Genomic DNA, 20,584 nt, shown 5'->3' with positions numbered 1-20,584 from the left:
CGTCTCTGAAGAAAATAATGGGGGCATTTGCTGCAAAAAAAAGCGGCGGAGGATCTCCCCCGCCGCTTAAGGCATGACTCTACTCAGGAGCGATTACTTGCCTTTAATCTCGTACAGCGGTGTTTGACCCGCAACAACCTGACCTTTCGCCTGAATGACCAGGCCGCTGAAGTCGTCGATGTTGCTGCAAACGACCGGACTTATCATGGAGCGCGCGTTGGCGTTCAGGAAGTCCAGATCCATTTCCAGAATCGGTTGCCCAGCCACCACTTCAGCGCCCTCTTCCACCAGACGAGTAAAGCCCTGGCCGTTCAGCGCAACGGTATCGATACCCATATGGACAACGATCTCCGCGCCATTTTCGGTTTCGAGGCAGAACGCATGGTTGGTGTTGAAGATTTTCACGATGGTACCGGCAGCCGGAGACACAACGGTTTTGTCCGTTGGTTTCACCGCCACACCGTCACCGACCGCTTTGCTGGCGAAGGCTTCGTCAGGCACCTGCTCAATCGCAACGACTTCACCGGTTACCGGTGAAACCAGCGCGGCTATCGTTTTGGCGTTGGGTACCGCCTGCGGTTTTGCAGCCGCTGGCGCGGCGGCAGGTGCGACAGAAGCTTCTGCTGCGGCTACCGGGCCGGTAGTTTTCATGGCATTAGCAATTTTCTCTGCCACAAAGCCAACGATAATCTGCACGCTGGTTTTGTTCAGGCGGATAACACCGGACGCGCCCAGACGTTTGGCCAGCGCTTCGTTCACCAGGGAAGAGTCTTTGACGTTCAGACGCAGACGAGTGATACAGGCATCGATACCGGTCAGGTTGTCAGAACCGCCTACTGCGGCGATGTACTGACGCGCCAGACCTGAAACGTCCTGGTCCTGAGCACCGCTCACGTTCACATCCTGACCATCCGCTTCGCTACCGGCCACGGCCAGTTCACGACCCGGTGTCATGAGGTTAAATTTGGTGATAGTGAAACGGAACACTACGTAGTAGATCGCGAAGAACACCAGACCTTGCGGGATCAGCATCCACCAGTGGGTCGCCAGCGGGTTACGGGACGAAAGCACCATATCCACCAGACCGGCGCTGAAGCCGAAACCGGCAATCCACTGCATGCTGGCAGCGATGAACACGGAGATACCGGTCAGCACGGCGTGGATCACATACAGAACCGGCGCCACGAACATGAAGGAGAACTCCAGCGGCTCGGTGATACCGGTGAAGAAGGCCGCGAACGCGCCCGCCATCATGATACCCAGCACTTTCGCTTTATTCTCTGGACGCGCGCAGTGGTAGATAGCCAGCGCAGCACCCGGTAGACCAAACATCATGATCGGGAAGAAGCCCGCCTGGTAACGACCGGTGATACCGACAACCGCTTTACCTGCTTCGATGGACTGTGCGCCACCCAGGAAGTTAGGGATATCGTTAATACCGGCAACGTCGAACCAGAACACGGAGTTCAGCGCGTGGTGCAGACCAACCGGGATCAGCAGACGGTTGAAGAACGCGTACACGCCCGCACCGACAGAACCCAGTTTCTGGATGTGCTCACCGAAGTTCACCAGACCGTCGAAAATCATCGGCCAGACGTACATCATGATGAACGCGACAACGATCATCACAAACGAGGTCAGGATAGGGACCAGACGGCGGCCGCTAAAGAAGGAGAGCGCTTTTGGCAGCTCTACGCTGCTGAAGCGGTTATACAGTTCGGCAGAGATGATACCCACAAGGATACCGACAAACTGGTTGCTGATCTTACCGAATGCCGCCGGAACCTGGTCCGCCGGAATTTTTTGGATCATGGCCACTGCTGCAGGTGAGCAGAGAGTGGTTAAGACGAGGAAACCGACAAAACCGGTCAGCGCAGCGGCACCGTCTTTGTCTTTGGACATACCGTAAGCCACACCAATCGCGAACAACACGGACATATTGTCGATAATGGCGGAACCTGACTTGATAAAGAACGCCGCCAGCGCGCTGGTATTACCCCAGCCGTTGGGGTCGATCCAGTAGCCGACACCCATCAGGATGGCTGCGGCAGGCAGCGTGGCGACCGGCACCATAAGTGCGCGGCCAACCTTTTGTAAATAACCTAGAATACTCACTTTCTTCCCCCTATGAGACCCCGTTTAAGGCATGTTCTCAGCTCTGTTTTTTATTGTGTCACGAACTATAGATACAGTTGATGCTTCACTGGCATTGTGAGTGTGTGAAAAATTAATTCGTATCGCAAATTAAACGCGTACTTTTTGTGATTTTTGTCACCAAATATCGTTATTAACCCTCCCTTTCACTGGCTAACAGTGAAAACTTATTTTATCATTCAAAAAATCAAGACGGATTGATCCGGCCTGAAAGTTTCCAGGTTACGCTTAAGTATCAGGTTCCGATAGCTATCCGCCCACTCTTCTACTTTAACTCTTGAGGTGAACAATGAGACTGATTCCCCTGGCAACTGCTGAACAAGTTGGTAAATGGGCCGCTCGCCATATCGTTAACCGTATCAACGCCTTTAAACCAACTGCCGATCGTCCTTTCGTTCTTGGACTTCCGACAGGCGGCACACCGCTGACCGCCTACAAGGCGCTGGTTGAGATGCATAAAGCAGGCCAGGTTAGCTTCAAGCATGTTGTGACATTCAACATGGATGAATACGTTGGCTTACCGAAAGACCACCCGGAAAGCTACCATAGCTTTATGCACCGTAATTTCTTTGATCACGTTGATATTCCAGCTGAAAATATTAACCTGCTGAATGGAAACGCGCCTGATATTGACGCAGAATGCCGTCAGTATGAAGAAAAAATCCGTTCTTACGGTAAGATCCACCTGTTTATGGGTGGTGTAGGTAATGATGGTCACATCGCGTTTAACGAACCGGCGTCATCTCTGGCTTCCCGCACCCGTATTAAAACGCTGACCCATGACACGCGCGTGGCAAACTCCCGCTTCTTTGACGGCGATGTGAACCAGGTTCCAAAATACGCCCTGACCGTAGGCGTAGGCACCCTGCTGGATGCTGAAGAAGTGATGATTCTGGTGCTGGGCAGCGTGAAAGCCCAGGCGCTCCAGGCTGCCGTTGAAGGCAACGTAAACCATATGTGGACCATAAGCTGCCTGCAGCTGCATCCGAAATCAGTCATCGTCTGCGACGAACCATCCACGATGGAGCTGAAGGTTAAAACGCTGAAGTACTTCAACGAGTTAGAAGCTGAGAACATCAAAGGTCTGTAATTGAATAACCGCCTCTTCATCAAGAGGCGGCCGCTTTTTTTAACCGGGGGTCGTTATGTACGCTTTAACCCACGGTCGGATTTATACCGGCCATGATATTCTGGATGACCATGCGATTGTTATCGCTGATGGCCTGATTGAACGTGTTTGCCCGCTGGCAGAACTGCCGCCGGAGATTGAACAGCGCTCACTCAATGGAGCAGTAATCTCCCCCGGTTTCATCGACGTGCAGCTCAACGGCTGCGGCGGTGTGCAATTCAATGACACCGCGGATGCGGTGACGGTAGAAACTCTGGAGATCATGCAGAAAGCCAACGAGAAATCGGGCTGCACCAGCTATCTGCCAACGCTCATCACCAGCAGTGATGACCTTATGAAGCAGGGTATCCGCGTGATGCGAGAATACCTGGCCAAACATCCTAACCAGGCGCTGGGTCTGCACCTTGAAGGGCCATGGCTGAATATGGTCAAGAAAGGAACGCATAACCCGGACTACGTGCGTAAACCTGATGCAGAGCTGGTTGACTACATGTGTGCCAACGCCGATGTGATCACCAAAGTGACGCTGGCGCCTGAAATGACGGGTACGGATGTAATCAGCAAGCTGGCCGCCGCCGGGATTATCGTTTCAGCAGGCCACTCAAACGCAACGCTGAAAGAAGCGAAAGCCGGTTTCCGCGCGGGAATTACTTTCGCAACTCACCTTTACAACGCCATGCCGTATATCACAGGCCGTGAACCGGGTCTGGTCGGGGCGATTCTGGATGAGCCAGACGTCTACTGCGGCATTATTGCTGACGGCTTACACGTCGATTACACCAACATTCGCAACGCTAAGCGGCTGAAAGGTGACAAGCTTTGTCTGGTGACGGATGCCACCGCACCGGCAGGTGCAAATATTGAGCAGTTCATTTTTGCCGGTAAAACAATATACTACCGCAATGGACTGTGTGTGGATGAAAACGGTACGCTGAGCGGTTCCTCTTTGACCATGATTGAAGGGGTGCGTAACCTGGTAGAACATTGCGGGATTGCGCTTGATGAAGTCCTGCGTATGGCAACCCTGTATCCGGCTCGCGCAATGGGCGTGGATAAACAGCTCGGCGGAATTGCACCAGGTATGGTTGCAAACCTGACGGCATTCACACACGATTATAAAATTATTAAGACCATCGTTAATGGTAACGAGGTCGTCACTGAGTAAGTAAAAGTATGACACCTGGCGGACAAGCTCAAATCGGTAATGTCGATCTCGTTAAACAACTTAACAGTGCGGCGGTATACCGCCTGATTGACCAGCACGGCCCCATCTCGCGGATTCAGATAGCCGAACAAAGCCAGCTTGCTCCCGCCAGCGTGACAAAAATTACCCGCCAGCTCATTGAGCGCGGTCTGATCAAAGAAGTCGATCAGCAGGCCTCCACCGGGGGCCGCCGCGCCATCTCTATTATTACCGAAACCCGCAATTTTCAGGCTATTGGCGTCCGTCTGGGCCGCCATGACACTACCCTCACGCTGTACGATCTGAGCAGTAAAGCCATTGCGGAAGAACACTACCCTCTTCCGGAACGCACCCAGGAGACGCTGGAACATGCGCTGCTCAATACCATCGCGCAGTTTATTGAAAGCTGTCAGCGCAAGATCCGCGAACTCATCGCCATCTCCGTGATCCTGCCCGGCCTGGTCGACCCGGAAAGCGGCGTGATCCGCTATATGCCGCACATTCAGGTTGAAAACTGGGGGCTGGTCGACGCGCTGGAAAAGCGTTTTAAAGTGACCTGCTTTGTGGGTCACGACATCCGCTCTCTGGCGCTGGCAGAGCACTACTTTGGTGCGAGCCAGGACTGTGAAGACTCTATTCTGGTGCGCGTCCACCGCGGTACGGGTGCAGGCATTATCTCTAACGGCCGGATTTTTATTGGGCGCAACGGTAACGTCGGAGAGATCGGCCACATTCAGGTTGAACCCCTCGGGGAGCGCTGCCACTGCGGCAACTTTGGCTGCCTTGAAACGATCGCCGCCAACACGGCCATCGAGCAGCGCGTTCGCCATCTGCTTGAACAGGGTTATCAAAGCCGCGTCACGCTGGACGACTGCAAGATAGGCACCATCTGCAAAGCCGCTAATAAAGGCGACGCGCTGGCCTGCGAAGTGATCGAGCAGGTTGGACGTCATCTGGGGAAAACCATCGCCATCGCCATTAACCTGTTTAACCCACAAAAAGTGGTGATCGCCGGTGAAATTGTGGAAGCGGAAAAGGTTCTGCTCCCTGCGATTGAAGGCTGTATTAACACCCAGGCGCTGAAAGCATTCCGCCAGAATCTTCCGGTGGTTCGTTCAAAACTTGACCATCGCTCGGCGATTGGCGCGTTCGCGCTGGTCAAACGCGCCATGCTCAACGGAATTCTGCTCCAGCATTTGCTGGAAAACTGATCGAACCTTATAGTAACGCCTTCTTTTTTTGATGTCGGAATATCCATGACCATTAAGAACGTAATTTGTGATATCGACGGTGTGCTGATGCACGACAACGTTGCCGTGCCGGGTGCTGCGGAGTTTCTTCACCGTATCATCGACAAAGGAATGCCACTGGTTCTGCTCACGAACTACCCTTCTCAAACCGGTCAGGATCTGGCAAACCGCTTTGCCACGGCGGGCGTCGACGTCCCGGACAGCGTGTTTTATACCTCGGCGATGGCCACGGCGGATTTTCTGAAGCGTCAGGAAGGAAAGAAAGCCTACGTGGTGGGTGAAGGTGCGCTGATACACGAGCTCTACAAAGCAGGCTTTACCATCACTGACGTGAACCCGGACTTTGTGATTGTCGGCGAGACGCGTTCCTTTAACTGGGAGATGATGCATAAAGCAGCATACTTTGTCGCCAGCGGTGCACGCTTTATCGCCACCAACCCGGATACGCATGGCCGTGGTTTTTATCCGGCCTGCGGCGCGCTCTGCGCCGGTATCGAGAAAATCTCAGGGCGTCAGCCGTTCGTGGTCGGTAAACCGAGCCCGTGGATCATTCGTGCCGCGCTCAACAAGATGCAGGCCCACTCTGAAGAAACCGTTATTGTCGGCGACAACCTGCGCACCGATATTCTGGCCGGTTTCCAGGCGGGTCTGGAGACGATTCTGGTCCTGTCCGGCGTCTCTCAACTTGATGACATTGATTCGATGCCGTTCCGGCCGAGCTGGATTTACCCCTCCGTCGATGAAATTGACATCATCTGATACCGAACCACGCCTCAGGGCGTGGTTTTTCATTTATGGCCTACACAAATAAAACTCCATCTAACAAAAAGCACATTTCATTGCATAATCATCAATAAAAGAACTCATGGCGTACTCTTTTTTCACTATTCCGCAATCACTATTGCACTATTTCCGTTTTCACCCGTAAAACGCTTGCGCGCCCTGCCCCTTTGCGGCATTTTCATAAGCAAGCAACATTACAAAGCAACAGGGTTAACGGAGAAGGTTATGTGTTCAATTTTTGGCGTACTGGATATTAAAACTGACGCGGGCGAACTGCGTAAAAAGGCACTCGAACTGTCCCGCCTGATGCGCCATCGCGGCCCGGACTGGTCAGGCGTTTACGCCAGTGACAAAGCAATTCTGGCTCACGAACGTCTGTCTATTGTTGACGTCAATGCCGGTGCACAGCCGCTGTATAACGAGAAAAAAACGCACGCGCTGGCTGTCAACGGTGAGATCTACAACCACCAGGCGCTGCGCGCCGAATACGGCGACCGCTACGCATTCCAGACCGGTTCTGACTGTGAAGTGATCCTGGCGCTGTATCAGGAGAAAGGTCCCGAGTTCCTGGACGACCTGCAGGGTATGTTTGCTTTTGCCCTGTACGACAGCGAAAAAGACGCTTATCTGATTGGCCGTGACCATATCGGTATTATCCCGCTGTACATGGGTCACGATGAGCACGGCAACTTCTACGTGGCCTCTGAGATGAAAGCCCTGGTGCCGGTCTGCCGCACCATTAAAGAGTTCCCGGCAGGCAGCTATCTGTGGAGCAAAGACGGCGAGATCCGTCAGTATTACCAGCGTGACTGGTTCGACTACGACGCGGTAAAAGACAACGTCACGGACAAAGCCGAGCTGCGTCAGGCGCTGGAAGATTCCGTGAAAAGCCACCTGATGTCAGACGTACCTTACGGCGTGCTGCTCTCCGGCGGCCTGGACTCCTCCGTGATCTCGGCCATTACCAAGAAATTTGCGGCTCGTCGCGTGGAGGATCAGGAGCGCTCAGAAGCCTGGTGGCCACAGCTGCACTCTTTTGCCGTGGGTCTGGAAGGGGCACCGGATCTAAAAGCCGCGCAGGAAGTGGCAAACCACCTCGGCACCGTACACCACGAAATTCATTTCACCGTGCAGGAAGGTCTGGATGCGATCCGCGATGTGATCTATCACATTGAAACCTATGACGTGACCACCATCCGCGCCTCAACGCCGATGTACCTGATGTCGCGTAAGATCAAGGCGATGGGCATCAAGATGGTGCTCTCCGGTGAAGGTTCTGACGAAGTGTTTGGCGGCTACCTGTACTTCCACAAAGCGCCAAACGCTAAAGAGCTGCATGAAGAGACCGTGCGTAAGCTGCAGGCGTTGCACATGTTCGACTGTGCGCGTGCCAACAAAGCAATGTCTGCCTGGGGCGTAGAAGCGCGCGTGCCGTTCCTGGATAAGAAATTCCTCGACGTGGCAATGCGCATCAACCCGCAGGACAAGATGTGTGGCAACGGCAAAATGGAAAAACATATCCTGCGTGAATGTTTTGAATCCTACCTGCCGGCGAGCGTGGCATGGCGTCAGAAAGAGCAGTTCTCCGATGGTGTAGGTTATAGCTGGATCGACACCCTGAAAGAGGTCGCTGCGAAACAGGTTTCTGACCAACAGCTGGAAACCGCAAGCTTCCGCTTCCCGTACAACACGCCGGGCTCGAAAGAAGCGTATCTCTACCGTGAAATTTTTGAAGAATTGTTCCCGGTGCCGAGTGCTGCGGAGTGCGTACCGGGTGGCCCTTCCGTCGCCTGCTCTTCTGCCAAAGCGATTGAATGGGATGAATCGTTCAAATCCATGAACGATCCATCAGGACGCGCGGTAGGCGTTCACCAGTCAGCCTACAAATAATCACCTAGATCGCAATCAGGCCCCTCAGGGGCCTGTTTTTTTTGCCTCACATTTCACCGCCTAAATCTGATTAATAACCAATAATTGCCGAATATTCGGTCACGCTGTTCGCAACCTAACCAAACAGTCACATTCCGGCTATTTTCGTTGAAAAAGGTGTTGACGCTGCAAGGGTCTATACGCATAATGCGCCCCGCAACGCCGATAAGGTAACGCGAAAAAAGATGGCTACGTAGCTCAGTTGGTTAGAGCACATCACTCATAATGATGGGGTCACAGGTTCGAATCCCGTCGTAGCCACCAAATTAAGATTGTCGATTTTTCGGTAATCAAGACAAATTGTTGGGGTATCGCCAAGCGGTAAGGCACCGGATTCTGATTCCGGCATTCCGAGGTTCGAATCCTCGTACCCCAGCCAATTTAAAAAGTCGTTAAGCAGTTTGTTTAACGCAATTGGGGTGTCGCCAAGCGGTAAGGCTCTGGTTTCTGATACCAGCATTCCGGGGTTCGAATCCCTGCACCCCAGCCAATTAGTAACAAAAAAGCCCGCTCTGCGGGCTTTTTTGTTTTTGTTGTTCAGAATCGAGTAGCCTGATGCCCTCTCCCACGGGGAGAGGGCATAAATATTAAAGTCCCAGGGCGTATTTCAGCGCCTGACGCTTCAGACCACCGGCACGCTCCGCTGCCATCAATCCAATATTACGCAGAATGCGCACCGGGGCTAAATCATTGCTGAACCCGGCATAGAACAGATCCATTCCCGACTGCATGATAAAGTTATCCGCCATGCGTCGCGTCTGATAACGCTTCAGGACCTGATGGCTGGCCCAGTTTTCCGCGTGTTCGCGGGCGCTGCCCAGCACATCCAGTAACGCATCGACGTCACGATATCCCAGGTTCACGCCCTGCCCGGCCAGCGGATGAATGGTGTGTGCCGCATCGCCCACCAGCGCCAGCCCTTCACGGGCATACTGCAACGCATGACGACGCGTGAGCGGGAATGCCCCTGCGGCGACCGGCGTGACGTTGCCCAGACGGCTCGGGAAATGCAGCAGAATTTCCCGCTGCAATTGTTCCATTGAAAGCCCCTGCAGCTGGCGAATGCGCGCCGGTTTGTCGTACCACACCAGCGACGCCCAGTTATCGAACAGCGGTAAAAAGGCGTGCGGGCCGTTCGGGGTAAAGTGCTGCCAGGTACTCTCGCCCGGCGCATTCTCGCACTGGACGGTAATCAGCATGCAGGACTGCTCGTACTGCCAGGCATGCACCCCGATACCCGCCATCTGTCTGACCTGCGAGTTGGCGCCGTCCGCCCCGATAACCAGCTTCACGGCCAGCTCATCGCCGCTATCGAGCGTCAGTAGATAGCCACTCTCGTGAGGATGCAGCGCCTTAAGCGACGCAGGCACGCGCAGCGTCACCTGCGGATGCGCCTCCAGCGACTGCCAGAGCGCCCGCTGGAGCACGTTGTTTTCCACCATATAGCCCAGTCGCGGCAGCTTCAGCTCAGCGGCATCAAACGCGACGTGGGCATTTTCCCACTCCCAGGTTTCAAGACGGCTATAGGGGTGCGCGCGCATTTCCAGCACCGCCTCCCAGACGCCCAGCCCGCGCAGCAGATCGACGGACGCCGCGCTGATCGCAGATATGCGCACATCCGGTTTGCTGGCGGGATCGAAGGCCGGAGGAGCAGCCTGTTCAATTATCGTTACCTCAAATCCCTGCTTCGCCAGCCCCAGCGCCAGCGCGCCGCCGACCATACCGCCGCCGACAACGGCAACTTCGGTGTGTAGGAGTGTCATGGTCAATTTTCCTTATTGGAGAATCCCTTAAGTTTACCGGATTTTTGCGGTCCTGAGACACACAACCTTCATACTGGTCACAACCCCACCAAAGCATTACAATACGCGGCTTGCAATCCTGAGCTGAGCAAGTCGATGACTAAAAAACTCCATATAAAAACCTGGGGCTGTCAGATGAACGAATACGATTCATCCAAGATGGCCGATCTGCTGGATACCACCCACGGATACCAGCTGACTGAAAATGCGAAAGAAGCGGACGTGCTGCTGCTGAACACCTGTTCGATTCGTGAAAAAGCGCAGGAAAAAGTCTTTCACGTATTAGGACGCTGGAAACTTCTCAAACGAAAAAATCCGGACCTGATCATTGGGGTGGGCGGCTGCGTCGCGTCGCAGGAAGGCAAGCTGATCCGCCAGAGAGCCCCGTATGTGGATATTGTCTTTGGTCCTCAGACCCTCCACCGCCTGCCGGAGATGATCAATCAGGTTCGCGGTAACCGTAGCCCGGTCGTTGACGTCAGCTTCCCGGAAATCGAAAAATTTGACCGTCTGCCTGAGCCACGTGCCGATGGCCCGACCGCCTTCGTCTCCATCATGGAAGGCTGCAACAAATACTGCACGTACTGCGTGGTGCCGTACACCCGTGGTGAAGAGGTCAGCCGCCCGGCAGATGACATTCTGTTTGAAATCGCACAGCTTGCCGCGCAGGGTGTGCGCGAAGTGAACCTGCTGGGCCAGAACGTTAACGCCTGGCGCGGTGAGAACTACGACGGCACGACCGGCAGCTTTGCCGAGCTGCTGCGCCTGGTGGCCGCGATTGACGGCATCGACCGCATTCGCTTTACCACCAGCCATCCGATGGAGTTTACCGACGACATCATTGACGTCTATCGCGATACGCCAGAACTGGTGAGCTTCCTGCACCTGCCGATTCAGTGCGGCTCTGACCGCGTGCTGAACCTGATGGGCCGCCCGCATACGGTGCTGGAATATAAGTCCACCATTCGCAAGCTGCGTGAAGCGCGTCCGGATATCCAGATTAGCTCTGACTTTATCGTCGGCTTCCCTGGCGAAACCGCTGATGACTTCGAGCGCACCATGAAGCTCATCGGTGAAGTGAATTTTGACGTCAGCTACAGCTTCATCTTCTCTGCGCGTCCAGGGACACCGGCGGCCGATATGGTTGACGATGTGCCGGAAGAAGAGAAAAAGCAGCGTCTGTATATTCTGCAGGAGCGTATTAACCAGCAGGCCAACGCCTGGAGCCGCCGCATGCTCGGCACCGTTCAGCGCATTCTGGTGGAAGGCACCTCCCGCAAGAGCATTATGGAACTCTCTGGTCGTACCGAAAATAATCGCGTGGTGAACTTTGAAGGCACCCCGGATATGATCGGTAAGTTTGTGGACGTCGAGATTATCGAAGTGCTGACCAACTCGCTGCGCGCGAAAGTGGTCCGCACCGAGGACGAAATGGGCCTGCGTATTGCCGAGTCACCGGAATCCGTCATCTCTCGTACTCGCAAAGAAAATGATTCTGGCGTTGGGATTTACCAGCCATAATCCTTCTGGCCTGCCCTTCCGGCAGGCCTTGTATTTCCTCTCATCGTCCCCAATATCTTCCACAACGCTTGCGCCTTTATTCTGTGGCGTGAATAATTTCGGTAATGACCGTTTTATTACGCCGTGTGGCAGCGGGTCAGTTAACCAATTAAAGAGGAACAGTTTGAACATAGATACGCGTGAAATTAGCCTTGAGCCAGCAGACAACGCTCGCCTGCTGAGCCTGTGCGGGCCGTTTGATGACAACATCAAACAACTGGAGCGACGTCTCGGTATCGAAATCAATCGTCGCGATAATCATTTCAAACTTACCGGGCGCCCTATCTGCGTCAACGCCGCTGCGGACATTCTGCGTAGCCTGTATGTGGATACATCCCCCATGCGCGGCGAAATTCAGGATATCGAACCGGAACAAATTCACCTCGCCATTAAAGAGGCGCGCGTGCTTGAGCAAAGCGCGGAAAGCGTTCCGGACTACGGTAAGGCAATCAATATCAAGACGAAACGTGGCGTCATTAAGCCGCGTACGCCAAACCAGGCACAGTACATCGCCAATATCCTCGACCACGACATCACCTTCGGGGTGGGGCCGGCGGGCACGGGTAAAACCTATCTGGCCGTTGCCGCGGCGGTCGATGCGCTGGAACGCCAGGAGATCCGTCGAATTCTGCTGACCCGTCCGGCCGTTGAAGCGGGCGAAAAGCTGGGCTTCCTGCCGGGCGATCTGAGCCAGAAGGTCGACCCGTATCTGCGTCCTTTATACGATGCGCTGTTCGAAATGCTGGGCTTTGAGAAGGTCGAGAAGCTCATTGAGCGTAACGTTATCGAAGTTGCCCCGCTCGCCTACATGCGCGGCCGTACGCTGAACGATGCGTTCATCATTCTTGATGAAAGCCAGAACACCACCATCGAACAGATGAAAATGTTCCTGACGCGTATCGGCTTTAACTCGAAAGCGGTCATCACCGGTGACGTCACCCAGATCGACCTGCCGCGCAGCACCAAATCAGGCCTGCGCCACGCCATTGAAGTGCTGGCCGAGGTCGACGAAATCAGCTTTAACTTCTTCCATAGTGAAGACGTGGTACGCCACCCGGTGGTCGCGCGTATCGTTAACGCCTATGAAGCCTGGGAAGAGGCGGATCAGAAGCGTAAGGCCGAACTGGCCGCAGAACGTAAGCGCGAAGCGCAGGAGCAAGAACAGAAATGAGTCAGGTGATCCTCGATTTACAGCTGGCCTGTGAAGACAATTCCGGCATGCCAGATGAGGCACAGTTTCAGAAATGGCTGGATGCCGTTATTCCTCAGTTTCAGGAAGAATCAGAAGTTACGATTCGCCTGGTGGATGAAGCGGAAAGCCATGAGCTTAACCTGACCTATCGCGGGAAAGATAAGCCGACCAACGTGCTCTCTTTCCCGTTCGAAGCGCCTCCGGGCATTGAGATGCCGCTGCTGGGCGATCTGATCATCTGCCGTCAGGTGGTTGAACAGGAAGCCAAAGAGCAGCAAAAGCCGCTTGAGGCCCACTGGGCGCATATGGTGGTACACGGCAGTCTGCATCTGCTCGGCTACGATCACATTGAAGATGACGAAGCGGAAGAGATGGAGTCCCTCGAGACAGAGATAATGCTTGCTCTGGGCTATGAGGATCCGTACATTGCCGAGAAAGAATAGTCCGTCACCTGACTGACTCCCATGCCGCCACGAAAGGATATCGCGTGGCTGTATACGTTGAACTAACAAGAGAACCCTTAACAAACGCCATGAGCGACGACAATTCACACAGTAGCGACACGACAACCAGTAAAAAGGGATTTTTCTCCCTCATTCTGAACCAGCTTTTCCACGGCGAACCCAAAAACCGTGATGAACTGCTGGAGCTGATTCGTGATTCCGGGCAGAACGACCTTATCGACGAAGATACGCGCGAAATGCTCGAAGGGGTTATGGACATCGCCGACCAGCGCGTTCGCGATATCATGATCCCCCGCTCGCAGATGATCACCCTGAAACGTAACCAGACCCTGGACGAGTGCCTCGATGTCATCATCGAATCCGCCCACTCGCGTTTCCCGGTCATCAGCGAAGACAAAGATCACATCGAAGGGATTTTGATGGCGAAAGATCTGCTGCCGTTTATGCGCAGCGATGCCGAAGCCTTCAGCATGGAAAAAGTGTTACGCCAGGCCGTGGTTGTGCCGGAAAGTAAACGTGTGGATCGGATGCTGAAAGAGTTTCGCTCTCAGCGTTACCACATGGCGATTGTTATTGATGAATTTGGTGGCGTCTCCGGTCTGGTCACGATCGAGGATATCCTTGAGCTGATCGTGGGCGAAATCGAAGACGAGTACGACGAAGAAGAGGATATCGACTTCCGTCAGCTCAGCCGCCACACCTGGACCGTGCGCGCGCTGGCCTCCATTGAGGACTTCAACGACGCCTTCGGGACCCACTTCAGCGATGAAGAGGTCGATACCATTGGCGGGCTGGTGATGCAGGCCTTTGGTCATCTCCCGGCGCGCGGTGAGACCGTTGACATCGACGGTTACCAGTTCAAAGTAGCCATGGCCGACAGCCGACGTATTATACAGGTTCACGTCAGAACGCCGGACGACTCACCGGTGCCAAAACTGGAAGATTAATGTAAATGGCATTTGCCCCATTGCTTGAACGCCAGCGCGTCCGTTTGCTGCTGGCGCTGTTACTCGGAGCCAGCGGTACGCTGGCTTTTTCTCCTTACGATATCTGGCCCGCGGCCATACTCTCCCTGATGGGGCTTCAGGGTCTGACCCTGAACCGTCGTCCGGTACAGGCTGCCGCTATCGGCTACTTCTGGGGACTGGGGCTGTTTGGCTCAGGTATTAACTGGGTCTACGTCAGCATCGCCCAATTTGGCGGTATGCCTGGCCCGGTAAACGTCTTCCTGGTGGTACTGCTCGCCGCGTATCTCTCGCTTTATACCGGCCTGTTCGCCGGCATCCTTTCTCGCCTGTGGCCCAAAACCACTTGGCTGCGCGTCGCCATTGCCGCACCGGTGGTCTGGCAAATCACGGAGTTCCTGCGCGGCTGGGTGCTGACCGGCTTCCCGTGGCTGCAGTTCGGCTACAGTCAGATTGACGGCCCGCTCAAGGGCCTGGCGCCGGTCATGGGCGTTGAGGCCATTAACTTCCTGCTGATGGTGGTCAGCGGCCTGCTGGTCCTGGCGCTGGTCACGCGCGGCTGGAAGCCGCTGGTTGTGGCGCTGGTGCTGTTCGCCCTGCCCTTCCCGCTACGCTATATCCAGTGGTTCACGCCTGAGCCCGCGCGCGCCATGCAGGTTTCCATGGTTCAGGGGAACATCCCGCAGTCCATGAAGTGGGACGAGAAAGAGCTGCTGAACACGCTGAAGATCTACGCCAACGCCACCGAAGAGGTGATGGGCAAATCGCAGCTGATTATCTGGCCGGAGTCTGCCATTCCCGATCTGGAGATCAACCAGCAGCCGTTCCTCAACATGATGAACGACCTGCTGCTCTCGCGTGGCAGCACGCTAATCACCGGGATTGTCGATGCACGTCTGAATCAGCAGAACCGCTACGACACCTACAACACCATCATTACGCTCGGAAAAGACAGCGAATACAGCTACCACTCCACTGACCGGTACAACAAGAACCATCTGGTGCCGTTCGGTGAATTTGTCCCGCTGGAGTCGATTCTGCGCCCGCTGGCCCCGTTCTTCGACCTGCCGATGTCCTCCTTCAGCCGCGGCCCGTACGTACAGCCTCAGCTGCACGCGCACGGCGCAGCCCTGACGGCGGCTATCTGCTACGAAATCATCCTCGGCGAGCAGGTGCGTGATAACTTCCGCCCTGATACAGACTATCTGCTGACCATCTCCAACGATGCCTGGTTTGGTAAGTCTATCGGCCCGTGGCAGCACTTCCAGATGGCACGTATGCGCTCTCTGGAGCTGGCGCGTCCGCTGCTGCGCAGCACCAACAACGGCATCACCGCCGTGATTGGTCCGCAGGGTGAAATCCAGGCGATGATCCCGCAGTTTACCCGAGAAGTGCTGACCACGAATGTCACGCCAACCACAGGCCTGACTCCATATGCGCGCACCGGCAACTGGCCGCTGTGGATCCTGACCGCGCTATTCGGCTTTGGCGCGGTGCTGATGAGCCTGCGCCAGCGTCGTAAATAACCTTCCCTTCTGTTGCCGGGTGGCGGCTACGCCTTACCCGGCAATCCCTCCCAAATCTTAAAACTGGCACGCCTATTGCTTTGTTTATTCAGGTAAACGCAGTTTGGCTTAACGTGCAACTTTGTCGCACCAGCGTAGATCACCGGCAGCACCGTAACGGTGCAACGGGAGATATTTGCCTCTGAATGGTGCGGCGCGCTTCGCAAAAATAAACAATAACGCAGCAAAATCTTTACATTAAGCCAGACTAAATGTTAACAAGCTTGCATAACACTGCACTCGCATTGCGCGAGATATAACAACATCACAATGGGTATCAATGCGTCGCTGGCGCTGATAAAAAAGGAGTTGGGTATGCAATTACGTAAACTGGCCACAGCAATGCTGGTTATGGGAATGTCTGCAGGCGTGGTTCACGCTGAAGATGCGCCTGCAGCAGGCAGTACTCTCGACAAGATTGCCAAAAACGGCGTTATCGTGGTCGGCCACCGTGAATCTTCTGTCCCGTTCTCTTACTACGACAACACGCAAAAAGTCGTGGGCTATTCACAGGATTACTCCAACGCCATCGTTGAAGCCGTGAAGAAAAAGCTGAACAAACCTGACCTGCAGGTGAAGCTGATCCCAATCACTTCACAGAACCGTATTCCACTGCTGCAAAACGGCACCTTTGACTTCGAGTGTGGCTCCACCACTAACAACCTGGAGCGTCAGAAACAGGCTGCTTTCTCTGACACCATCTTTGTCGTGGGTACCCGCCTGCTGACGAAGAAAGGCGGTGAGATCAAAGACTTCGCTGACCTGAAAGGTAAAGCGGTTGTCGTGACCTCCGGTACCACGTCAGAAGTGCTGCTCCACAAACTGAACGACGAGAAGAAAATGGACATGCGCATCATCAGCGCGAAAGACCATGGCGACTCCTTCCGTACCCTGGAAAGCGGTCGTGCCGTCGCATTTATGATGGATGACGCCCTGCTGGCGGGCGAGCGTGCGAAAGCGAAAAAACCAGACAACTGGGATATCGTCGGTACCGCGCAGTCGAAAGAAGCCTACGGCTGTATGCTGCGTAAAGACGATCCGCAGTTTAAAAAGCTGATCGATGACACCATCGCTCAGGTGCAGACCTCCGGCGAAGCGGAAAAATGGTTCGACAAATGGTTCAAGAACCCGATTCCACCGAAAAACCTGAACATGAATTTTGAACTGTCTGACGACATGAAAGCGCTGTTCAAATCTCCAAATGACAAGGCTCTTAACTAATTAGAACAACAGGGGCGGGATCTCCTGCCCTCTCGATTGTCGGGAAGCATGGACAGACTATACGTTGAGTGGTCGTTCCCCACTCAGCGCGAAAAATGAGCTTCTCACCAATCTTCGAGGGTAGCGCTGCTACCCTTTTTTTTCTGGAGTTTATTATGTCAATCGACTGGAACTGGGGCATATTCCTGCAACAAGCCCCGTTCGGCAACACCACCTATCTTGGCTGGCTGTGGAGCGGCTTTCAGGTCACCGTGGCATTATCGATAACGGCGTGGATTATCGCGTTTCTTGTCGGTTCTTTGTTCGGTATTCTGCGCACCGTCCCTAACCGCTTTCTTTCAACACTTGGCACCCTGTATGTGGAACTGTTCCGTAACGTTCCGCTGATCGTGCAATTCTTTACCTGGTATCTGGTTATCCCGGAACTGCTGCCGGAAAATATTGGCATGTGGTTCAAGTCGGAACTGGATCCGAACGTGCAGTTTTTTGTCTCCTCCATGATGTGTCTGGGGCTGTTTACCGCTGCGCGCGTTTGCGAGCAGGTGCGTGCCGCCATTCAGTCATTGCCGCGCGGACAAAAAAATGCGGGCCTGGCGATGGGCCTGACGCTGCCCCAAACCTACCGCTACGTGCTGCTGCCAAACGCCTACCGCGTTATCGTTCCACCGATGACCTCAGAGATGATGAACCTGGTGAAAAACTCGGCCATCGCCTCGACTATCGGCCTGGTCGATATGGCCGCGCAGGCGGGCAAACTGCTGGATTACTCCGCTCACGCGTGGGAATCCTTCACCGCGATCACGCTCGCGTATGTTCTGATTAACGCTTTCATCATGCTGGTGATGAACCTGGTTGAACGCAAAATTCGCCTGCCGGGCAACATGGGGGGCAAATAATGTACGAATTTGACTGGAGTTCTGTCGTTCCATCCATGCCTTACCTGCTTGATGGACTGATGATTACCTTAAAAATCACCGTCATTGCCATCATCGTCGGTATCGTCTGGGGCACCCTGCTGGCCGTCATGCGCCTGTCGAGCTTTAAGCCGCTCGCATGGTTTGCAACCGCCTACGTTAACGTGTTCCGTTCCATCCCGCTGGTGATGGTGCTGTTGTGGTTTTACCTGATTGTGCCCGGCTTCCTGCAAAACGTGCTGGGGCTGTCGCCGAAAACCGATATCCGTCTGATCTCCGCCATGGTGGCGTTCTCAATGTTTGAGGCCGCTTACTACTCTGAGATTATCCGAGCGGGCATTCAGAGTATCTCCCGTGGGCAATCCAGCGCCGCGCTGGCCCTGGGGATGACGCACTGGCAGTCCATGCAGCTCATTATTCTGCCGCAGGCGTTTCGCGCCATGGTTCCGCTCCTGCTTACCCAGGGTATCGTGTTGTTCCAGGATACCTCGCTGGTCTACGTTCTGAGTCTGGCAGACTTTTTCCGTACCGCGTCAACCATCGGCGAACGTGATGGTACGCAGGTTGAGATGGTGCTCTTTGCGGGTGCGGTCTATTTTGTGATTAGTTTAAGCGCGTCGCTGTTGGTCAGCTGGCTGAAGAAAAGGACGGTATAATGATTTCCCTGAAAAATGTTTCTAAATGGTATGGGCACTTTCAGGTGCTGACCGACTGCTCCACCGAGGTAAAAAAAGGTGATGTGGTAGTGGTGTGCGGGCCGTCCGGTTCCGGTAAATCGACGCTGATCAAAACTGTTAACGGACTGGAGCCGGTCCAGCAGGGTGAGATCGTCGTCAACGGCACCAAAGTCAACGACAAGAAAACCAACCTCGCCCAGCTTCGCTCTCACGTTGGCATGGTGTTCCAGCATTTTGAGCTGTTCCCACACCTCTCCATTATTGAGAACCTGACGCTGGCGCAGGTAAAAGTGCTTAAGCGTGATAAAAAAGCGTCGCGCGAGAAAGGCCTTAAGCTCCTGGAACGCGTTGGGCTCTCGGCGCATGCCGATAAGTTCCCGGCGCAGCTTTCTGGCGGCCAGCAGCAGCGTGTGGCGATCGCCCGCGCGCTGTGCATGGATCCGGTGGCGATGCTGTTTGATGAGCCAACGTCGGCGCTCGATCCAGAGATGATCAACGAAGTGCTGGACGTGATGGTCGAGCTGGCGCACGAAGGGATGACCATGATGGTTGTGACCCACGAAATGGGCTTCGCACGTAAGGTGGCCAACCGCGTGATCTTTATGGACGAAGGGAAAATTGTCGAAGATTCTCCGAAAGAGGAGTTCTTCGCCAACCCGAAATCTGAACGTGCGAAAGATTTCCTCGCCAAAATCCTGCACTAATCTTCCCGGTGCGCAATCTGCGGATTGCGCACTGCTTCACGCTTTAACTCTCTTTATCTATTCGGCGTCACATTGCAGCGTTAACCTTGTCACAAAATAACGCTATAAATGGAGAACGCTATGGCACAACCCATCATTTTCGATTGCGATCCGGGTCATGATGACGCGATCGCGCTCGTTCTTGCACTTGCCTCCCCTGAACTCGACGTCAAAGCCGTCACCTCTTCCGCCGGAAACCAGACGCCGGATAAAACCCTGCGTAACGTTTTGCGCATGCTGACGCTGCTTGGGCGCACCGATATTCCCGTCGCCGGTGGCGCCCTCAAGCCCCTGATGCGTGAATTAATTATCGCGGATAACGTGCATGGTGAAAGCGGGCTGGACGGTCCGGCACTGCCGGAGCCGGGCTTTACGCCGCAAAACTGTACCGCCGTGGAGCTGATGGCGAAGGTGCTGCGCGAGAGCGCGGAGCCCGTCACGCTGGTGGCAACAGGACCGCAAACCAACGTCGCGCTGCTGCTGAACTGCCATCCTGAACTGCACGGTAAAATCGCCCGTATCGTCATCATGGGCGGAGCCATGGGGCTGGGAAACTGGACGCCGTCTGCAGAATTCAACATTTTTGTCGACCCGGAAGCGGCGGAGATTGTGTTCCAGTCAGGCTTGCCAGTTGTGATGGCAGGGCTGGACGTGACCCATCGCGCACAGATTATGGCAGACGACATTGAGCGCTTCCGTGCCGTGGGTAATCCGGTCGCGACAACCGTGGCTGAGCTGCTCGACTTCTTTATGGAGTATCACAAAGCCGAGAAGTGGGGCTTCCACGGCGCGCCGCTGCACGATCCGTGTACCATTGCCTGGCTGTTAAAACCGGAGATGTTTACTACGGTTCACAGATGGGTTGGCGTCGAAACGCAGGGGAAATACACCCAGGGCATGACGGTGGTGGACTACTACTCACTGACGGGAAATAAGCCGAATACTACGGTGATGGTGGATATTGACCGGGAGGCGTTTGTGGATTTGCTGGCGGAGAGGCTGGCTTACTATAGTGCGTAGTGCGGCCTGATGCCCTCACCCCGGCCCTCTCCC

General features: G+C 54.6%; 17 protein-coding genes and 3 tRNA genes. 18 read left to right on the top strand and 2 right to left on the bottom strand.

Annotated features, from left to right (window positions below; translation table 11 throughout):
• Positions 1–93: 93 nt before the first annotated feature.
• Positions 94–2,115: an N-acetylglucosamine-specific PTS transporter subunit IIBC gene (nagE, locus tag AB3N39_RS05935; RefSeq protein WP_111964384.1), complete on the bottom strand. Its 2,022-nt coding sequence runs from the start codon at positions 2,113–2,115 to the stop codon at positions 94–96.
• A 328-nt stretch (positions 2,116–2,443) separates the two neighbouring features.
• On the opposite strand from nagE, the gene nagB reads away from it, so the two are divergent.
• The 8 genes from nagB (at position 2,444) to AB3N39_RS05895 (ending at position 8,918) form a co-directional block, all read left to right on the top strand.
• Positions 2,444–3,244: a glucosamine-6-phosphate deaminase gene (gene nagB / locus AB3N39_RS05930; protein WP_013097568.1), complete on the top strand. Its 801-nt coding sequence runs from the start codon at positions 2,444–2,446 to the stop codon at positions 3,242–3,244.
• Positions 3,245–3,299: 55 nt separating this feature from the next.
• On the top strand, positions 3,300–4,448 hold the full coding sequence (nagA, locus tag AB3N39_RS05925; protein ID WP_127730047.1) for an N-acetylglucosamine-6-phosphate deacetylase: 1,149 nt from the start codon (positions 3,300–3,302) through the stop codon (positions 4,446–4,448).
• Between the two features lie 8 nt (positions 4,449–4,456).
• On the top strand, positions 4,457–5,677 hold the full coding sequence (locus AB3N39_RS05920) for an N-acetylglucosamine repressor (RefSeq protein WP_367897138.1): 1,221 nt from the start codon (positions 4,457–4,459) through the stop codon (positions 5,675–5,677).
• A 45-nt stretch (positions 5,678–5,722) separates the two neighbouring features.
• Positions 5,723–6,475, top strand: a complete 753-nt coding sequence (nagD, locus tag AB3N39_RS05915; RefSeq protein WP_023310763.1) for a ribonucleotide monophosphatase NagD — start codon at positions 5,723–5,725, stop codon at positions 6,473–6,475.
• A gap of 249 nt (positions 6,476–6,724) precedes the next feature.
• On the top strand, positions 6,725–8,389 hold the full coding sequence (gene asnB, locus AB3N39_RS05910; protein WP_010428626.1) for an asparagine synthase B: 1,665 nt from the start codon (positions 6,725–6,727) through the stop codon (positions 8,387–8,389).
• A gap of 226 nt (positions 8,390–8,615) precedes the next feature.
• Positions 8,616–8,692: transfer RNA gene (locus AB3N39_RS05905), tRNA-Met, on the top strand.
• A gap of 40 nt (positions 8,693–8,732) precedes the next feature.
• Positions 8,733–8,807 (top strand) — tRNA-Gln (locus AB3N39_RS05900).
• 36 nt (positions 8,808–8,843) lie between these two features.
• Positions 8,844–8,918 (top strand) — tRNA-Gln (locus AB3N39_RS05895).
• Between the two features lie 97 nt (positions 8,919–9,015).
• Here the strand turns inward: AB3N39_RS05895 and ubiF are convergent.
• Positions 9,016–10,191 carry a 3-demethoxyubiquinol 3-hydroxylase gene (gene ubiF / locus AB3N39_RS05890; RefSeq protein WP_252092648.1) on the bottom strand — a complete coding sequence of 392 codons (1,176 nt, stop codon included), beginning with the start codon at positions 10,189–10,191 and terminating at the stop codon, positions 9,016–9,018.
• Between the two features lie 135 nt (positions 10,192–10,326).
• On the opposite strand from ubiF, the gene miaB reads away from it, so the two are divergent.
• The 10 genes from miaB to rihA all read left to right on the top strand — a co-directional run bounded on the left by miaB (position 10,327) and on the right by rihA (position 20,551).
• Positions 10,327–11,751: a tRNA (N6-isopentenyl adenosine(37)-C2)-methylthiotransferase MiaB gene (miaB, locus tag AB3N39_RS05885; RefSeq protein ID WP_111964387.1), complete on the top strand. Its 1,425-nt coding sequence runs from the start codon at positions 10,327–10,329 to the stop codon at positions 11,749–11,751.
• 163 nt (positions 11,752–11,914) lie between these two features.
• The gene (locus AB3N39_RS05880) at positions 11,915–12,961 is read left to right on the top strand and encodes a PhoH family protein (RefSeq protein ID WP_008501053.1); all 1,047 of its coding nucleotides are present in this window, start codon (positions 11,915–11,917) and stop codon (positions 12,959–12,961) included.
• Positions 12,958–13,425: an rRNA maturation RNase YbeY gene (gene ybeY, locus AB3N39_RS05875; RefSeq protein ID WP_008501052.1), complete on the top strand. Its 468-nt coding sequence runs from the start codon at positions 12,958–12,960 to the stop codon at positions 13,423–13,425. The genes AB3N39_RS05880 and ybeY overlap by 4 nt, the downstream gene beginning before the upstream one ends.
• Positions 13,426–13,514: 89 nt before the next feature.
• Positions 13,515–14,393 (top strand): CNNM family magnesium/cobalt transport protein CorC, encoded by an 879-nt coding sequence (gene corC, locus AB3N39_RS05870; protein WP_021242574.1) that lies wholly within the window; start codon positions 13,515–13,517, stop codon positions 14,391–14,393.
• A gap of 5 nt (positions 14,394–14,398) precedes the next feature.
• Positions 14,399–15,937, top strand: a complete 1,539-nt coding sequence (lnt, locus tag AB3N39_RS05865) for an apolipoprotein N-acyltransferase (protein ID WP_133293992.1) — start codon at positions 14,399–14,401, stop codon at positions 15,935–15,937.
• A 354-nt stretch (positions 15,938–16,291) separates the two neighbouring features.
• Positions 16,292–17,197, top strand: coding sequence for an amino acid ABC transporter substrate-binding protein (locus AB3N39_RS05860; protein ID WP_008501049.1), 906 nt, complete (start codon positions 16,292–16,294; stop codon positions 17,195–17,197).
• 155 nt (positions 17,198–17,352) lie between these two features.
• Positions 17,353–18,093, top strand: a complete 741-nt coding sequence (gene gltJ / locus AB3N39_RS05855) for a glutamate/aspartate ABC transporter permease GltJ (RefSeq protein ID WP_008501048.1) — start codon at positions 17,353–17,355, stop codon at positions 18,091–18,093.
• On the top strand, positions 18,093–18,767 hold the full coding sequence (gene gltK, locus AB3N39_RS05850) for a glutamate/aspartate ABC transporter permease GltK (RefSeq protein WP_111964391.1): 675 nt from the start codon (positions 18,093–18,095) through the stop codon (positions 18,765–18,767). Before gltJ ends, gltK begins: the two co-directional genes overlap by 1 nt.
• Complete coding sequence (locus tag AB3N39_RS05845; RefSeq protein ID WP_014883001.1) at positions 18,767–19,492, top strand: amino acid ABC transporter ATP-binding protein; 726 nt, start codon at positions 18,767–18,769, stop codon at positions 19,490–19,492. Before gltK ends, AB3N39_RS05845 begins: the two co-directional genes overlap by 1 nt.
• A gap of 120 nt (positions 19,493–19,612) precedes the next feature.
• Positions 19,613–20,551, top strand: a complete 939-nt coding sequence (gene rihA, locus AB3N39_RS05840; protein ID WP_115874493.1) for a pyrimidine-specific ribonucleoside hydrolase RihA — start codon at positions 19,613–19,615, stop codon at positions 20,549–20,551.
• Positions 20,552–20,584 lie beyond the last annotated feature (33 nt).

It is taken from the genome of Enterobacter vonholyi, assembly GCF_040834095.1.
Classification (GTDB): Bacteria; Pseudomonadota; Gammaproteobacteria; order Enterobacterales; family Enterobacteriaceae; genus Enterobacter; species Enterobacter vonholyi.
This window is presented reverse-complemented; position numbering and strand designations above follow the sequence as displayed.